The organism is Chitinivorax tropicus (genome assembly GCF_014202905.1).
GTDB classification, from domain to species: domain Bacteria; phylum Pseudomonadota; class Gammaproteobacteria; order Burkholderiales; family SCOH01; genus Chitinivorax; species Chitinivorax tropicus.
This window is the reverse complement of the sequence record NZ_JACHHY010000013.1, coordinates 53108-65881: the sequence shown is the minus strand read 5'-3', so window position 1 is coordinate 65881 and position 12774 is coordinate 53108. Positions and strand designations below refer to the sequence as shown.

15 protein-coding genes are annotated in these 12774 nt (G+C 55.2%); 10 read left to right on the top strand and 5 right to left on the bottom strand.

Annotated elements, in window-relative coordinates:
• Window positions 1–145 precede the first annotated feature (145 nt).
• The 5 genes from gmhB to HNQ59_RS11335 all read left to right on the top strand — a co-directional run bounded on the left by gmhB (window position 146) and on the right by HNQ59_RS11335 (window position 2974).
• Window positions 146–694: a D-glycero-beta-D-manno-heptose 1,7-bisphosphate 7-phosphatase gene (gene gmhB, locus HNQ59_RS11355; protein ID WP_184039206.1), complete on the top strand. Its 549-nt coding sequence runs from the start codon at window positions 146–148 to the stop codon at window positions 692–694.
• The gene (locus HNQ59_RS11350) at window positions 691–1467 is read left to right on the top strand and encodes a lysophospholipid acyltransferase family protein (RefSeq protein ID WP_246490964.1); all 777 of its coding nucleotides are present in this window, start codon (window positions 691–693) and stop codon (window positions 1465–1467) included. Before gmhB ends, HNQ59_RS11350 begins: the two co-directional genes overlap by 4 nt.
• On the top strand, window positions 1433–2146 hold the full coding sequence (locus HNQ59_RS11345; RefSeq protein WP_184039204.1) for a M48 family metallopeptidase: 714 nt from the start codon (window positions 1433–1435) through the stop codon (window positions 2144–2146). The genes HNQ59_RS11350 and HNQ59_RS11345 overlap by 35 nt, the downstream gene beginning before the upstream one ends.
• Before the next feature lie 111 nt (window positions 2147–2257).
• Window positions 2258–2647, top strand: coding sequence for a lactoylglutathione lyase (gloA, locus tag HNQ59_RS11340; protein ID WP_184039202.1), 390 nt, complete (start codon window positions 2258–2260; stop codon window positions 2645–2647).
• 105 nt (window positions 2648–2752) lie between these two features.
• Window positions 2753–2974, top strand: coding sequence for a PP0621 family protein (locus HNQ59_RS11335; protein ID WP_184039200.1), 222 nt, complete (start codon window positions 2753–2755; stop codon window positions 2972–2974).
• Window positions 2975–3018: 44 nt separating this feature from the next.
• Here the strand turns inward: HNQ59_RS11335 and HNQ59_RS11330 are convergent, their stop codons facing one another.
• Complete coding sequence (locus HNQ59_RS11330) at window positions 3019–3678, bottom strand: CCXG family PEP-CTERM protein (protein WP_184039197.1); 660 nt, start codon at window positions 3676–3678, stop codon at window positions 3019–3021.
• Between the two features lie 318 nt (window positions 3679–3996).
• Between HNQ59_RS11330 and HNQ59_RS11325 the strand changes: the two genes are divergently transcribed.
• The gene (locus HNQ59_RS11325) at window positions 3997–4803 is read left to right on the top strand and encodes a substrate-binding periplasmic protein (RefSeq protein ID WP_281397210.1); all 807 of its coding nucleotides are present in this window, start codon (window positions 3997–3999) and stop codon (window positions 4801–4803) included.
• A gap of 26 nt (window positions 4804–4829) precedes the next feature.
• On the opposite strand, the gene HNQ59_RS11320 is transcribed toward HNQ59_RS11325, so the two are convergent.
• From HNQ59_RS11320 to leuS, 4 genes are all read right to left on the bottom strand, one after another.
• Window positions 4830–5489 carry an HAD family hydrolase gene (locus HNQ59_RS11320; RefSeq protein ID WP_184039191.1) on the bottom strand — a complete coding sequence of 220 codons (660 nt, stop codon included), beginning with the start codon at window positions 5487–5489 and terminating at the stop codon, window positions 4830–4832.
• Complete coding sequence (gene holA / locus HNQ59_RS11315) at window positions 5486–6517, bottom strand: DNA polymerase III subunit delta (RefSeq protein WP_184039188.1); 1032 nt, start codon at window positions 6515–6517, stop codon at window positions 5486–5488. The genes HNQ59_RS11320 and holA overlap by 4 nt, the downstream gene beginning before the upstream one ends.
• Window positions 6518–6952 carry an LPS assembly lipoprotein LptE gene (locus HNQ59_RS11310; RefSeq protein WP_184039186.1) on the bottom strand — a complete coding sequence of 145 codons (435 nt, stop codon included), beginning with the start codon at window positions 6950–6952 and terminating at the stop codon, window positions 6518–6520. It abuts the gene before it with no gap.
• 217 nt (window positions 6953–7169) lie between these two features.
• Entirely contained in the window at window positions 7170–9791 is a 2622-nt protein-coding gene (gene leuS / locus HNQ59_RS11305; RefSeq protein WP_184039183.1) for a leucine--tRNA ligase, read from the bottom strand.
• A gap of 446 nt (window positions 9792–10237) precedes the next feature.
• On the opposite strand from leuS, the gene bufA2 (HNQ59_RS11300) reads away from it, so the two are divergent.
• The 4 genes from bufA2 (HNQ59_RS11300) to HNQ59_RS11285 all read left to right on the top strand — a co-directional run bounded on the left by bufA2 (HNQ59_RS11300) (window position 10238) and on the right by HNQ59_RS11285 (window position 12754).
• A complete protein-coding gene (bufA2, locus tag HNQ59_RS11300; protein WP_184039180.1) occupies window positions 10238–10498 on the top strand; it encodes a BufA2 family periplasmic bufferin-type metallophore in 261 nt (86 codons plus the stop codon).
• Between the two features lie 211 nt (window positions 10499–10709).
• Complete coding sequence (gene bufA2, locus HNQ59_RS11295) at window positions 10710–10967, top strand: BufA2 family periplasmic bufferin-type metallophore (protein WP_184039367.1); 258 nt, start codon at window positions 10710–10712, stop codon at window positions 10965–10967.
• 168 nt (window positions 10968–11135) lie between these two features.
• Window positions 11136–11972 carry an MNIO family bufferin maturase gene (bufB, locus tag HNQ59_RS11290; protein WP_184039177.1) on the top strand — a complete coding sequence of 279 codons (837 nt, stop codon included), beginning with the start codon at window positions 11136–11138 and terminating at the stop codon, window positions 11970–11972.
• Window positions 11969–12754, top strand: coding sequence for an HvfC/BufC N-terminal domain-containing protein (locus HNQ59_RS11285; protein WP_184039174.1), 786 nt, complete (start codon window positions 11969–11971; stop codon window positions 12752–12754). Before bufB ends, HNQ59_RS11285 begins: the two co-directional genes overlap by 4 nt.
• The last annotated feature ends 20 nt before the right edge of the window (window positions 12755–12774 follow it).

The window sequence follows — 12774 nt, the reverse complement described above, 5'->3', positions numbered from 1 at the left end:
GCTGCATCAGTCTTGCTGAACACCAGACTACAAGGCTTGCGCATGTTGTAAACTAGACCCTGCCGACATGCACTTGTGCCAAGTCAAGGCAAGCCAGGGCGCTCCCTGCTAGTCGTTCCATAGTGTTTATGTTAAGGTCACTTACATGAAATTTGTCATTCTCGACCGCGACGGCGTCATCAACTACGACAGCGCCGAATTCATCAAAAACCCTGATGAATGGCAGCCCCTGCCGGGCAGTCTGGAAGCCATCGCGCTGTTGAATCAAGCCGGATATCGCGTGGTCGTCGCCACCAACCAATCCGGGATTGGCCGTGGCCTGTTCGATATGTCGGCGCTCAATGCCATGCACCAGAAAATGCATAAGCTGCTATCGCAGAGCGGTGGTCGGGTGGATGCCGTGTTTTTTTGCCCACACACGGCCAAGGATGCATGCAATTGCAGAAAACCGGAAACAGGCATGTTCGAGCAGATTGCAGACCGGTTCGGTATCCGCCTGACTGGCGTGCCCGGCATCGGTGACAGCCTGCGCGATCTGGAAGCCATCCATGCCATGGGCGGGCAACCCATCCTGGTGCTGACCGGCAAAGGCGAAAAGACCAAGGCAGATGGCAATCTGCCCGAGGGCACATTGATTTTTGACAATCTGCAGCAAGCGGCAGAATACCTTGCCAAGCTGCCGGAGGATGAATGAAAGTCTGGTTGCGATCCCTGCTGTTCTTACTGATACTCCTCATCATCACACCGATATTTGCACTGATTGCGCTGCTGGTTCTGCCACTCCCTCCGCTGCGTCGCTATCGTATCGTGACTGGCTGGTCACGGCTTTACACTTGGTTTGGGGTGCATCTATGCGGGGTCCGTTATCGCGTAGAGGGGCTGGAAAACCTGCCCGACACCCCCTGTATCATCTATTCGAAGCACCAGTCCGCCTGGGAAACCGTTGTGTTCCAGGCCATTTTCCCGCCCCAGGTCTGGGTGGCGAAGCGTGAGCTGGCCTGGGTGCCATTTTTTGGCTGGGGTCTGGCCACCTTGTCCCCGATTCTGATCAATCGGTCCGATCGCAGAAAAGCCAATCAACAATTGATCGACCAAGGCCGGGATCGCCTTGCCAAAGGCTTTTGGATTGTCATCTTCCCTGAGGGATCAAGGGTGCCTGCTGGCAAACAACGTGAATTCAAACATGGCGGCGCCCGCTTGGCGCATGACTTGAATGTACCGATCCTGCCAGTCGCGCTGAACTCCGGTGAGTTCTGGCCAAAAAATTCGCTGTGGCGATTCCCAGGTGAAATCACCGTTTCAATCGGCCCAGCCATCCACCCAGCGGGGCACACCATCCAGAGCCTAACCAACGCCGGGCAAGGCTGGATCAATCACGAGATGCCACGTATCAGTGGGATCGGCCCATGTCATCCACGAAATCAATCCAATCTTGCCAACACCCCAAGCCGAGCAACGGTCGATTAAACTGGCTGACCACCACATCCAGTACAGCCTGAAGCGTAGCGCCAAGCGCCGCACCTTAGGGCTGCGCATCGACCGGCAAGGCTTGACGGTCAGCGTGCCAACTCAAGTCAGCGAAGCACGCATCCATGCATTATTGGCCGAAAAAGCCGATTGGATACTGGATAAACTGGCCCAATGGCAGGAGGAGCCCCCCCACCCGGCGCCGCTACAGGATGGCAGCACCCTTTGGTTATTGGGGCAGGCCATCACCTTACGGGTCGTGACAACAGATCGGATCGCAATCAGACAATTAGGCAATGAATTATTGGTTGGTCTACCGGCAGATCAGCTGCCTGCCCTGCCCGTGAAACGCTGGCTCATGCAACAGGCCAGGCCCCACTTCATGGCACGGGCCCAAACCCTGGCACCCCAGCTAGGGGTGGTGCCCAGCAAGATTCTGCTATCCAACGCGCGGACTCGCTGGGGGAGCTGCAACGGCAAGCAGGAGATCCGCCTGAACTGGCGATTGATTCAAGCCCCCCCACACCTGGTTGACTACGTCATCATCCACGAGCTTGCACACCTGCTGGAAATGAATCACTCCGAGCGATTCTGGTCACATGTCGCTAAACTGTACCCAGCCTACAAGCTGGCCAGATCGGAACTACGGGCCATCAGCACTAGACTCCATCAGCTCTGAATTCCGCTCGTGAGCGTCAGGCAATCGGGTTGCAGCGGCACAGTATCATCGCACAGGCCAGCAGCGCCCCGCTCACGGCCCATCACGTCAAACATTCAAGGACAACAAACCATGCGAATCCTTCACACCATGCTACGTGTCGGCAATCTGGAACAGTCCATCGACTTTTACACCCAGGTACTGAAGATGCGCGTATTGCGGCGCCAGGACTATCCGGAAGGGCGTTTTACCCTGGCATTCATCGGCTATGGCGCAGAAAGCGAACATACCGTCATTGAACTCACCCATAACTGGGATACCGACCGTTACGAGCTAGGCAATGGATTTGGACATATCGCCATTGAAGTCGATGACGCCTACCAAGCCTGCGAGGAGGTCAAGAAGCTGGGTGGTAAAGTCACACGTGAGGCTGGCCCCATGAAACATGGCACCACGGTGATTGCCTTTGTCGAAGATCCTGACGGTTATAAGATCGAATTCATTCAGAAGAAAACACCATGACCTGATCAGGCAGATGACCCATCTGTTTGAACAGACCACCCACAACCAACACATTCCGTACAGGGTTGGTAGAAAAATGTCGATTGAGGCGAAGCGAGTACCATCATGTTGATCCGCATCTTGGCGGTATTGTTGTTTGCATATCTGTGCTGGCGTTGGTTCCGGCAGCGCGAGCAGCGATCCGAAGCAGCCAGACAACCAGCCCAGGCTGGCCAGTTGCTACCATGCCGACGCTGCGGCACGCTGGTGCCTGAGCAAGAAGCACTCCAGCGGGATGGGCAGTTCTATTGCAGTGAAACACATGCCCAACAGGAAAAAGAGCTGTAAAAAAAACCGACACCTACGTGTCGGTTTTTTCATCTACCTCGCACTCAAACCCAGAGGCGACGGCTGGCGCGCAAACCGATGGCTGCAGCCCCAACCAATGCCAATGAAGCCGGCTCGGGGACGTGATTCTGCTTGTCTTGGCGCGAGAACGTTGTCCATTGCCCAGCCCCCACGCGGAATTGCGCGGATTGCTCGCCGTCACAGCAGGAATCAAAGCCATAGATATCCAGGACATGGTTACCAGCCAGCAGGTTGGTCACCGTCGCCTCCAACAACTCGTCCTTGGCATTGAAATCACCAAACCACCACAAGTCATCATTCTTGGATGCCACCAATTGGCCATCTAAAAACACCGCGCCACCTTTGCTGAAATCCGGCCCTAGACGGAATGACCAGCTGTTGGTGGCGGCCAGACCAAACGCGATGTTGTAGTGAAACGCAATATTGCTGTCTGAGCCGTTGCGGCACAGCATCTGATTGTTGATATCAGCAAATACGCCAACGTTGCGATCGCAATAGCCAGCCGTTGCACCCGTTGTCAGCAAACCATCAATTGCAGATTTGTATTCAGCACCTGAAGCGAAATTACCAGCATCGGAAAAGCGGCTCTGGTAGGTGATGACACTGGCATTGGCAACAGTTGCCGCACCCAGGCAACCGCCTATCGCCATGAATGCCATCAAAGCGGATACGATTTTCTTCATATATTGAACACTTTCGTTTTTTGACTGTGTGTATTTAGGCCGACGGGCAATCAGGGAAGCAATACTCATGCCATATATAATACATTTATTATATTCAACAGAATGGAACAGCATAGCATGATAGCTTTTAACTAAATGTAAAAAAAATCGACAAATGTTCTTTTCATGATCCGATGTGATCGACCGATCAGCGCAAGCTCAGTCAGCCAAGTATGTGTAGCTGATTGAAATAATTGGCAAGAATCGGGTTTTCCCTAGCTTCTCCTGGTATAGTGGGACATCTTACGATATTCGATCACCCACGAATTCCAATGCATCATGTTGCGACACTCAATACGCCAGTTGATATATGTTTTTTCGTTGTTCATATGCATTGGGTCATTTGCATCAGCTAATACCATTCCGCTGCTCACGACAGATACCGGCACCACCACACTGCACTATGAGAATGGCCAGCCGAAGGGCATTCTGGTAGACATGGTTGCATATATTGAGCAACAAACTGGATTACGCTTTGAAATCAAGTGCTATCCCTGGAGCAGGACCGTTGCCTTGGGCACTGCGGGAAAGGGCGCCATACTTGGGTTGTCGAAGACCGAGGAACGCGACCTGATCTTTGAGTTCTCCGAGCCGCTTTACGGTGTGGACACCATCCTGGTCACCAAGCGTGGGCAGGAATTTCCATTTGAATCACTGTCTGATCTGAAGGGAATACGGATCGGGATGCAAGCTGGGTTCAAATTGAATGATACCTTTGAAGCAGCCAAGCGGAGCTATCTGGATATCGATGAAGATGCGGGCAACACCACCAGCCGTGTGAAAAAACTGCTGGCAGGCAGAGTTGATGCCATCTTGATAGGGGGCGGGCAGGAAGGCTTGTTTCAAGTGCTGCGTAACGATGCCATTCTGGCAGCCAGGTCGAAAGAATTCGTTGCATTGCCACGCCCCTTGGCCCGCAATGAATTCTATCTGGCGTTTCCCAAGTCCATGGAAATCGGAGAAGCCCTGCATCATATCAACGCCGCCATCCGCCGGGGCAAACAGTCTGGCGAGTTTGCCAGGATCATCGGTCGGCACAGCCCGCATGATGTGATCTATGAGAAAGCACCTGTCCTTTCACCTTGATCGGTGTGCATCTCCGTTGAAGATATTCAGCACATGAGCCGCTGGACATGATGCAAATCAGGCAGGATGGAATGCCCAAAGCTGATGACTTCCTCGCTGGGCGGGCGGACATCTGGTATCTGGATCACCTGCATGCCGGCGGCGCGAGCTCCCCTGACCCCTGGGTCGGAATCCTCAAGAACCAAGCAATGCTCGGGTGCCACTCCCAACCCCGCTGCCGCACGTAGAAAAATTTCTGGGGCAGGCTTGCCCGCGCTCACCTCATCGCCGCAGACCAGTAGTTTGAAACGTGTCAAGATGCCTGTCATTTGCAGCTTCTTTTCTGCATAGAGTCGGCGGGTGGAGGTGGCGACAGCCTTTGGCAGTTGCTTGTTGTCCAGATGATCCAGCAAAGACAACAGGCCAGTCTTCAAGGGAATGCCGTGCGAAACGGCTTCGATATAGAGTGTATTGGAGGTCTGATTGATCAACTCGATCGGAAAATCATCACCTAACTGACTGCGCAACCACGCTGCTGAATCACGGCTGTTCAACCCAACCATGCCCAACCCGATGGCGGGGTCCACCTCATAACCATGCTGTGACAGCGCCTGGTGCCAGCATGACAGCGCAAGTCGTTCGGTATCCAACATCAGGCCATCCATATCGAAAATGACGGCCTGGATCGTTTCTACATTCAACATCATTGACTCAATTCAAATCGCGCAGCACTGGCCACGCATAGTGAAAGACCCAGGCGCATCATGGCGGCCCATGGCTCCTGGCTACCCACGCCCTTGATGGCGCGATCAATCTGATAGGCTTGCTGCAGCGCGGCTTGCAATGCGGAAGCACCCACTCTGCGCAAGGCGGGCTCCATCCACTTCTGCCGCTCACCCCATACCCGATGGTCCTTGAACAGCTGTGGGAGCGGCTGTCGATCCGCCAGCCCCTGCTTGAGTTTGAGTAGGGTGCGGGTTTCCTCGGCCAGCGCCCACAACACCAAGACTGGCGACTCTCCCTCGGCCTGCAAGCCATCCAGCACTTTTGCAAACCGGCCTGCATCGCCTTGCAGCAAAGCCTCGCCCAGTTTGAATACATCGAAGCGGGCGACATCCAGCACGGCGTTCCTGACCTGCTCTGGGGTGATCACCCCTTCGGGATACAGCAGCGCCAGCTTCTGCACTTCCTGATGCGCGGCAAACAGATTGCCTTCCACCTTGTCGGCCAGGAATTCCAGCGTCGGGCGATCAACCTGCTGATTCTGCAGGGCCAGGCGACCTGCGATCCACTGCGGCAGATGCGCACGATCCACAGGCCATGCCGCCATGACCACCCCCGCCGACTCCAACGCTGTGAACCACTTGCTGCCCTGCTGGGTGCGATCCAGCTTGGGTAGGGTGATCAGGGTGATGGTATCTGGCGAGAGGTGGTTGCAGTACTCCTGCAGCGCCTGTGCGCCCTCCGTACCCGGCTTGCCAGTCGGAATCCGCAGCTCCAGCAATTTACGGTCGCCAAACAGGCTCTGGCTGGCCCCGGCCATCATCAGCTCGTTCCATTTGAAGCCGGATTCCACAGTCAGCACTTCCCGCTCGACAAAGCCCCCTTGTCTGGCCTTGGCCCGAATCCGATCGGCAGCCTCAAGCAGCAGAAAGGCCTCCTCGCCATGCAGGACATACAGCGGAGCCAAGCCCCGCTGCAGATGCTGTGGTAGCTGCTCTAACTTGATCTGCACTCAAGGCGCCTTTGCCGGCTGGCTGGCCATGTCTTCCGGACGCGGCCTGAACACACTCAGCCTGCGAATGACCTGCATGGTTGCATCCTGCTGCATGTCGCGCAGCAGCAGGGCCTCTTCCTGCTCCTTGGCCAGAGCCTGGCTATCGCTATAGGTCATATAGCGGCGGATATGGATATCTGAGGTGGGAAACAGAGGTTGGCGTTTTTGTCCGAGCAAAGTATAGGTCAAGGTATAGCGAAGCTCATACTCACTGACTTGGCCGGACTGATTCAGCGAACGGATCACCTTCTCGTGGTTTTCCTTGATGATTGCAACCGTCGCCTCGGCCTCGGCGGTGCTCGTCAGCTTCAGATTGGGGATTGCACGCAGATATTGCTGCAGCCCGATCGACACCGGGCCAGTGCCCTCTACCGACATTGTCTGATATGGCACGGCATATGCTCCGCCTTGACCTCGCAAGTGGAAACCGCAGCCGCTGAGCACGATCGCCGCCAGGAGCGGCATCCCATACTTGAATTTCATGTCTGCTTTGGCCCTATTGGGATTGTGTGCAGTGACACAGGTCACCGCCATTGGAAGCGGAGCAGGCCACCGCCTGCTCCCTGTTGTGGCATGCCTTGGGTTGACAGCTCTCCAACCCGCTCGGCAGTTACAGCACGATATTGATCAACCGCCCAGGCACCACCACCACTTTCTTGATGGCTTGGCCTTCGACCCATTTCTTCACGTTTTCATCAACCAAGGCTGCCGCTTCAATGGTGGCTTTATCGGCATCCTTGCCGACACGGATGCTGCCGCGCAGCTTGCCATTGACCTGGATCACCATATCGATCTCAGTCTGCACCAACGCGGCTTGATCGACAGCTGGCCAAGACTGATCCAACAGCTGGGTACCCGGGCGCAGCTCGGCCCATAGCGCCTCGCACACGTGCGGCACGATTGGCGACAGCAGCAACACCGCATTTTCCAAGACCTCCTGCGCGACAGCACGCCCTACCGCGCCTGACAGGTCGGTCTTGGTGTACAGATTCAACAGCTCCATCACAGCAGCAATGGCTGTGTTGAATTGTTTACGCTGGCCGTAATCCACGGTGATCTTTTCGACCCCCAGTTTATGCAACTGGAAACGCAGTGCTTTTTGGGCCTCGGTCAACTCGCCCGCCACATACTTCGTAACCACGCCCTGGCTGACATGGTCAAAGACCGTCTTCCATAACCGCTTCAGGAAGCGATGTGCGCCTTCCACGCCAGCATCAGACCACTCCAGGCTTTGCTCGGGTGGCGAGGCAAACATCATGAACAAGCGTGCGGTGTCGGCACCATAGCGGTCGATCAGCTCTTGCGGATCGACACCATTGTTTTTGGATTTGGACATTTTCTCGGTGCCACCGATCACCACCTGCTGGCCATCGCTTTTCAGGATCGCCTTGATGATCTTGCCCTTGCCATCCCGCTCCAGCTCGACATCAGCCGGGTTGATCCAGTCTTTCTTGCCATCTGGCAGGTCGCGATAGAAGGTTTCCGCCACCACCATGCCTTGCGTCAACAGATTGGCAAATGGCTCGTCGTTTGACACCAAGCCCTCGTCCCGCATCAGCTTGTGGAAGAAGCGTGCATATAACAGGTGCAGGATTGCATGCTCGATGCCACCGATGTACTGATCGACCGGCAGCCAGTAATTGGCGGCAGACTTGTCCACCATGCCGCCGTTGAACTGTGGTGAGGCATAACGTGCGTAATACCAGCTCGACTCCACAAAAGTATCCATGGTGTCGGTTTCGCGCTTGGCGGGTTGGCCACACTTAGGACAGCTGGTTTCGTAGAATTCCGGCATTCTGGCCAATGGGTTGCCACGGCCATCGGGCACGACATTCTCAGGCAACCGGACCGGCAATTGGTCTGCAGGCACTGGCACATCGCCACAGCATTCACAGTGGACGATGGGGATCGGGCAGCCCCAGTATCGCTGGCGGGAGATGCCCCAATCACGCAGGCGGAACTGCGTGCGCTTGGTGCCATGGCCATTGGCCTCCAGGTCACCGACAATAGCGTCGAATGCAGCCTGGAAACCCAGGCCATCATACTTGCCGCTCGGGATGGTGGTGATCGAATCATCCTTGGCGGTATACCATTCCTGCCACTGGGTGGCATCAAAAGTGCTGTCGGCACTGACCAACTGGTAAACCTGTCGGATCGGCAATTGATATTTGTTGGCGAATTCAAAATCACGCTCGTCGTGCGCGGGCACCGCCATGACTGCGCCTTCGCCATAACCCCACAGTACATAGTTGGCGACCCACACCGGCAGCAGGTCACCCGTCAAAGGGTGCACCACGGACTGACCGGTCGGCATGCCCTTCTTCTCCATGGTGGCCACGTCGGCTTCCGCGACCGAGCCTGATTTGCACTCTGCAATGAAAGCGGCCAAAGCTGGGTTGCCCGTAGCAGCACGGGAGGCCAATGGGTGTTCCGCTGCCACTGCCACATAGGTGGCACCCATCAGGGTATCCGGGCGGGTGGTGTAGACCTTGAGCTGGCCGGCCTCGCCCACCGATGAGACATCGTAATCAAATACGATTTCCGCGCCGTAGCTCTTGCCGATCCAGTTGCGCTGCATGGTCTTGACCTGCTCAGGCCAGCCAGTCAATTTATCCAGATCACGCAACAATTCGTCGGCATATGCGGTGATCTTGAAGTAATACATCGGGATCTCGCGCTTTTCGACCAGTGCGCCAGAGCGCCAGCCACGGCCATCAATCACCTGCTCATTGGCCAGCACGGTTTGATCAACCGGGTCCCAGTTCACGATACCGGCTTTTTTGTAGATCACGCCTTTTTCAAACAAGCGGGTGAACAGCCATTGCTCCCACTGGTAATAATCAGGCTTGCAAGTTGTGACCTCACGCTCCCAGTCAATGGCCAGGCCAAGGCTTTTCAATTGTCCTTTCATGTACTCGATGTTGGCGTAAGTCCACTCTGCTGGCGCCCGGCCTGATTTCAGGGCTGCATTCTCTGCCGGCATACCGAAGGCGTCCCAGCCCATCGGCTGCAGGACGTTATAGCCGTTCATCTGATGAAAGCGCGATAGCACGTCGCCAATCGTGTAGTTGCGGACATGACCCATGTGCAACTTGCCAGATGGGTAAGGGAACATCGACAGGCAGTAATACTTGGGTTTGGTGGTGTCTTCAGCAACATTGAACACCCTGTTCCGGTTCCAGCTTTCCTGCGCAGCCTGCTCAACCTGCGATGGGTTGTACTGTTCTTGCATGTTTGGCGCTTCCTTGCTAATCGCGAAAGGGGAAATTATACCTATAAGAAATGATTTTCTGCGGCATCTGCTACATGCTTTTTTAACATCCCCGTCTCCTTCTGACCTGCTCACCATGACGTATTTTTCTTCAGCATCCCAGTAAGAAACTTGAAGATGAACCGACCAACGTGCAGACCAAGACGATCTGCCCATGAAATTAGCGCACGATCAGGCAAGTTGATTGCATTCGCCTGTGCGCACAGGCGATTGTATAAATGAAAACTCAACCCCTTGAATAGCAATGAAAAACATTCTATCAAGACATCACTTTGCGGCCATGGCAGAAAAATAAAAATCCACATTAAATCATGTGGTTGCAACAAAAATGAGATGAGTGCTACGGTAGATTGCGATTTCAGCAAAGCCGCTGATTTCTAAGCCAATCGAAAACAAAGGAGTAAACCATGAAAGTCAAAGCTACCCGTGTTGCACTCGCCTCTGCTGCCGCTCTGATGTTTGGTGCCATTGCCGTACCTGGTGCACATGCTGCTGATGAAGCCAAAGTCAAATGCGAGGGCGTCAATGGTTGCAAAGGCCAAAGCGCCTGCAAGACTGCAAAAAACGATTGCAAGGGGTTGAATTCATGCAAAGGACAAGGCTGGGTTGAAACCAGCAAGCAAGAATGTGAAGCGGCACAGGCGACGCTGAAGGGTGCGCAGAAGTAATCAACAATCGATGAGGTGCCGTGAGCACAGGGATTGCCATCGATGGCGCACCTTGCTGCTCGCGGTCTTCGTCCCCCTCGCTACCGCCAGTGTCCGCATCCACTCGACTTTGTGGGTATTCGTGATACCCACAAGGCGTCGAAACGGCGCATTTAATGCGTTGTTTCACGTTTTTCGTGTTGTGATATGTGAAATCTAAAGGAGAACCATGATGGACAAGAAAAAACTGACTGGGCTGGCACTGGCCTCTGCTGCGGCGGCACTCTTTTCAACAGTCGGCGTTGCCACAACCGCCCACGCAGCGGAAGCTGCCAAGGTGAAATGCGAAGGCATCAATACCTGCAAGGGTACCAGCGCCTGCAAAACAGCCAGCAACGAATGCAAAGGCCAGAACACCTGCAAGGGCCATGGCTGGTTGGAAGTGACCGAAAAAGAGTGCAAGGCCAAAAAAGGCAAGGTAGCGAAGTAATAACGCCTTCAGTAAGGGCTGGTGCATCACCAGCCCTTCTGCAATCTGCAAGGTGCTGTTGATCTGGCGCCCAGGCGGTACGGGATCGTGGTAGGCGTGCGACTCGACCGGGTGACAGGGTATCAACCTCTCAGATTCCGCATTCTCTCTCGTTGTGAAAGCTACGCTATGGCTGTTCTACCTTATCTGGGCTTTGGTCTGGGCCTACGTACCGACCACTACACTGAGATCCTCGACCAGCGACCTGCAATCGACTGGTTTGAGATCATCTCGGAAAACTATCTGGTGCCAGGTGGAAAACCGCTTCATTTCCTTGACCGTATCCGTGAGCACTATCCAATGGTGATGCATGGGGTCAGCTTGTCGGTCGGCGCCAGTGATCCGCTCGACATGACCTACCTGCATGCGCTCAAGCAGCTCATTGCACGGGTCGAGCCCGCCTGGGTATCCGACCATCTTTGCTGGACGGGCATCGGGGGGCACAACGCCCACGACCTGCTACCCTTGCCCTATACCGAAGAGGCCATCCGCCATGTTGCCACCCGGGTGATGCAAGTACAGGATTTTCTGGGCCGGCAGATTTTGCTGGAGAATGTCTCCAGCTACGTCAGCTACCAGGCCTCTCAGATGCCGGAGTGGACCTTTCTGGCTGAAATCGCCAACCGGGCAGACTGTCTGATCCTGCTGGATGTCAACAACATCTATGTCAGCAGCGTCAATCACGGCTTTGATCCTCAGGCCTTTCTACATGGGGTTCCCGCTGACCGGGTACAGCAGATCCACCTGGCAGGGCATACCAATGAGGGGCACTATCTGGTGGACACCCACGACCACCCGGTGCCAGACCCTGTCTGGGCGCTGTATCGGGACACGATTCAACGGCTTGGCGCTGTTTCCACCATGATCGAGCGGGATGATGATATTCCGCCGCTGGCAACGCTGCTGGGTGAGCTTGAGCAGGCCCGACAGATTGCGGGTGACGTACTGGAGCAGGTCGCGGTATGAAGCTGATACAACTGCAACAACACTTTTACGACTTTCTACGTGGCCAACCCAATCAATTTGCGGATTGCGTGGTGGGCACGGCCCAATTTGATGTCGCTGCCAGATTACATGTCTACGCCTATGCCTATCGCGCCCGGCTGATCGAGGCGCTGGATGCCAATTTCCCGGTCATGCATCAACTGGTGGGCGACGATGCCTTTGAGCAGATGGCTATCGATTACCTGGCATGCTACCCACCCAGCCACTTTTCGATTCGATGGTTTGGCGAGCAGCTGGCTGATTTCCTGGGTGACACATCCCCCTATGCCAATCAACCCAAGCTGATCGAGCTTGCGCAATGGGAATGGGCAATGACCGAGGCGTTTGATGCAGCCAATGCCACTCCGATGGGGCCAAACGAAATGGCCAACATCCCAGTGGATGACTGGGCCAATCTCCACCTCCGCTTCCACCCGTCTGTCCGTCGCCTCGACCTGCATTACAACATTCCCCCGATCTGGAAAGCCATGGTCGCGGAGTCCGACCCACCGGCGTTGGCAGAACAGGCCAAGGCCACGCCCTGGCTGATCTGGCGGCAGGACATCACCACCTACTTCCGGTCATTGGTGCCGGCGGAAGCCGATGCGCTGGACAACGCCCGGCGTGGCTTGAATTTCGGCGATCTGTGTCAGGAGCTGTGCGCCTTTGTCAGCGAGGACGATGCCCCACTGTATGCTGCACAGTATTTGAAGACCTGGCTGAATGAAGGCTTGGTGACAGGGCTGGACGTACAATATAGATAGAAGGCACCGGCCTCTTTACG